The sequence below is a fragment of the Proteus sp. fly-1067 genome (assembly GCF_040139345.1).
In the GTDB taxonomy this organism is placed as follows: Bacteria; Pseudomonadota; Gammaproteobacteria; order Enterobacterales; family Enterobacteriaceae; genus Proteus; species Proteus vulgaris_B.
Genome location: NZ_JBEEUL010000001.1, coordinates 798,782 through 799,088, shown reverse-complemented (window position 1 = coordinate 799,088; position 307 = coordinate 798,782). Strand labels below are relative to the sequence as shown.

Genomic DNA, 307 nt, shown 5'->3' with positions numbered 1-307 from the left:
GAGGCTTCAACCGTTGTTGTTTCTGCTTGAGTTTGTTGAGCTTCTTTTTTCGCTTTTACTCTGGCAATAGCTGCCGCGACAGCAGCTTTGCGCGGATCGACTTCTTCGGCTTCAGCGCATTCAACAGAGGCTTCAACCGTTGTTGTTTCTGCTTGAGTTTGTTGAGCTTCTTTTTTCGCTTTTACTCTGGCAATAGCTGCCGCAACAGCAGCTTTGCGCGGATCGACTTCTTCGGCTTCAGTGCTTTCAACAGAGGCTTCAGCCGTTGTTGTTTCCGCTTGAGCTTGTTGTGCTTTTTTGGCTTTTA

General features: G+C 47.9%; 1 pseudogene. It reads right to left on the bottom strand.

The features are described 5' to 3' along the window. Positions 1-307 (bottom strand): annotated as a pseudogene (locus tag ABN217_RS03645) (electron transport complex subunit RsxC); the annotation flags it as partial.